Source organism: Actinosynnema sp. (genome assembly GCF_052038725.1).
Map to the genome: position 1 here is coordinate 1 of NZ_JBQGCX010001141.1, position 2,779 is coordinate 2,779.

At 75.7% G+C, this 2,779-nt stretch carries 3 protein-coding genes; all 3 read right to left on the minus strand.

What is annotated here, in order from left to right:
• Nucleotides 1–621: bifunctional DNA primase/polymerase (locus ACTUAL_RS24035; protein WP_440901842.1), on the minus strand; the 621-nt coding region annotated here is incomplete at its 3' end.
• A 291-nt stretch (nt 622–912) separates the two neighbouring features.
• Nucleotides 913–1,554: a phosphotransferase gene (locus ACTUAL_RS24040; protein ID WP_096494808.1), complete on the minus strand. Its 642-nt coding sequence runs from the start codon at nt 1,552–1,554 to the stop codon at nt 913–915.
• A gap of 237 nt (nt 1,555–1,791) precedes the next feature.
• On the minus strand, nt 1,792–2,779 hold a 988-nt coding region (locus tag ACTUAL_RS24045; protein ID WP_440901843.1), incomplete at its 5' end, for a calcium:proton antiporter.

A 2,779-nucleotide genomic window follows, 5' to 3' on the forward strand; every position in this document is an offset into this window, starting at 1 on the left:
GGCCGTGAACACCACGTGCGCGCGGGTCCCCGGCAGCGCCCCGCGCACCCGCTCGACCTCCCCCGCCACCACCGCGTCCCGGTAGGCCCGGATCCGCCGCGACGACGGGGTGACCGCAGGCGTGGCGGGCAACCGTGGCACCGGTGCGAGGGCGGCGACCAGCCACTCGGGCGCGGGGGCCACCGGCTCGTCGCACAGCACCCGGTACCGGACGCCCCGCACCACGGACCCGGCCGCGACCACGTACCCGCCGACGCCCCTGGTGTCCACGCGCGGCCCGAGCCGGCCCGCGGAGTTGCCGAGCCGGACGGGTGGGGCCCGGAAGTAGTGGTGCTCGCCGCCGCTGGGCGTGCCGACGCGGTAGGTGACCGGGCAGGACCCGAGCCCCTCGAACACCTCGCGACCGCCGGGGACGTCCAGGTCCACCACCAGCAGCCCGGCCCCCCGGCAGGCGATGCCGACGTTGAACGGCGCGCGGGCCCACCAGGCGCGCACCCGATCGGGGTCGGCGGTGGCCCGCCGGTCCCAGTCCCGCAGGACGGGCGCCTTCCCACCGGGCCGCAGCGGGATCACCGGCCACCCCCGCTCCACCGCGGCCAGCGCCACCCGCACACCGGACACGCGCGCCCCCCACCCTCGGCGAACCACTCGCCCGACGCGGGGGAAGCGCGCCAAGTCCTCACCCCCAGTGTGCCCCCGGCGAACACCCCGGAACAGGTCCACCGAGCCGCACACCGGCACCCAGCCGGACCAGCGCCGAAGCAGCGGGGTCCGTCCCGGCGGCATCGGCACTCAGGGCAGCGCCAGAGCCCAGGGCTCCCACCGGAGGTCTGCTTTCGATCAGCACTGAAGTCATGGAATCAATTGGAATCACGGCGCCCGCCCCACCCCTGGCCAACCGCCGGACAGGTCTCAGGTCCGCCGCACCAGCGCAGCGGCCTCGCTCAGGTCCACCGACTCCCGCACCGTCAGGTTCGGATCAGCCCCCCGCAGCGCCAGCGCCTGCTCCACCAGCCGCACCGGGTTCCCACCGGCCGCCGCCAGGAACACCGGCAGCACCGCGCGCGCCAGCGCCGCGTCCCCCGCCTGCCCGCCCACCGCGACCTGCCCCAGCGCCACCGCGGTCGCCGCCACGTCCAGGTCGGGCAGCCCCTCCCCCGCGCGCGTCCAGTCGACCACCACCGGCCCCTTGGGCGTGAGCACCACGGTCTCCGGCCGCAGGTCCAGGTGCAGCACCCGCTGCGCCTTGTCCCCCTGCCGCCCCGGCACCCGGTGCAGCCGCGCGTGCAGGTCCGCCAGCAGCCGCCCCGCCAGCCCCGGCTCCGCGTCGCCCGCCCGCAGCGCCGCCTGCAGCGTCCGCCCGGACAGCCGCTCCATCACCAGGTTCGGCCCCTTGGCCTGGTACACCTCGGGCACCGGGAACGCGTGCCGCGCGAGGTGCCCCATCAGCTCCGCCTCGGCGGCGGCGTCACCGCCCCGCCGGTACCGGCGCAGCACCCGGTTGGCGTCGAGCGCGTACACGTCCGCGTCGCGCCCGGCAGCGAGCAGCTTCACCGGACCGCGCCCCTGGTGGGGTCGAGCGCGCGAAGCGCCCCGCCCTGGGGTAACCCGCCACCCCGGTCCGACATCGGCACCCCCGTCCCCCGCGCCGCGCACCGCGTCGCGCGGCCCCGAGCCTAGTGCCTCGGACCGCCCGGCAGTGCGGCGCCGAGGACCGCCCTCGGCCCGGAGAACCCGAAGGGCCCCGGCACCGGGAACCGGCGCCGGGGCCCCGCTGGGCCGAGCGGACCCTCAGGGGTTGACGGCCAGGAACAGGAACGCCGCGAGCAGCACCAGGTGCACGCCGCCCTGCAACCGCGTCGCCCGTCCGGGCACCACGGTCAACATGCTCACCACGACGGTCATGGCCAGCAGCACCATCTGGGTCGCCTCCAGCCCGAGCATGAGCGGACCGTCCAGCCAGATGGTGGCCAGCGCGATCACCGGCACGGTGAGGCCGATGCTGGCCATCGCCGAGCCGTACCCGAGGTTGAGGCTGATCTGCACCCGCCCGCGACCGGCGGCGCGCACGGCGGCCAGGGTCTCCGGCAGGAGCACCAGCAGCGCGATCACCACGCCGACGAAGGACTGCGGCAGCCCGAGCGAGGCCACCCCGGCCTCGATGGCGGGCGACTCGACCTTCGCCAGGCCGACGACCGCGACCAGCGCGACCAGCAGCAGCCCGAGCGAGGTCCAGGCCTCCCGGTTGGACGGCGGCGGGGCGTGCTCGTCGTTGGAGTCGACGGGCGCCTCGTCCTCCATGTCCACGGGGAGGAAGAAGTCGCGGTGCTTCACCGTCTGGGCGAACACGAACATGCCGTACAGGGCGAGCGAGGCCAGCGCGGCGAACACCAGCTGCGGCGTGGTGAACTCCGGCCCGGCCGCGCCGGTGGTGAACGTCGGCACCACCATGCTCAGCACGGCCAGCGTGGTCACCGTGGCCAGCGCGGCGCCGCTGCCCTCGGCGTTGAACGGCACGACCTGGTACTTCAGCGCGCCGCGCAGCAGCGACAGGCCGATGATGCCGTTCGTGGTGATCATCACCGCCGCGAAGACGGTGTCCCTGGCCAGGGTGGCGGCCTCGGGCCCACCGGAGATCATCAAGGTCACGATGAGCGCGACCTCGATGATGGTCACCGCGACGGCGAGCACCAGTGACCCGAACGGCTCGCCGACCCGGTGCGCCACCACCTCGGCGTGGTGGACCGCCGCGAGCACGGAGCCCGCGAGCATGAGTGCC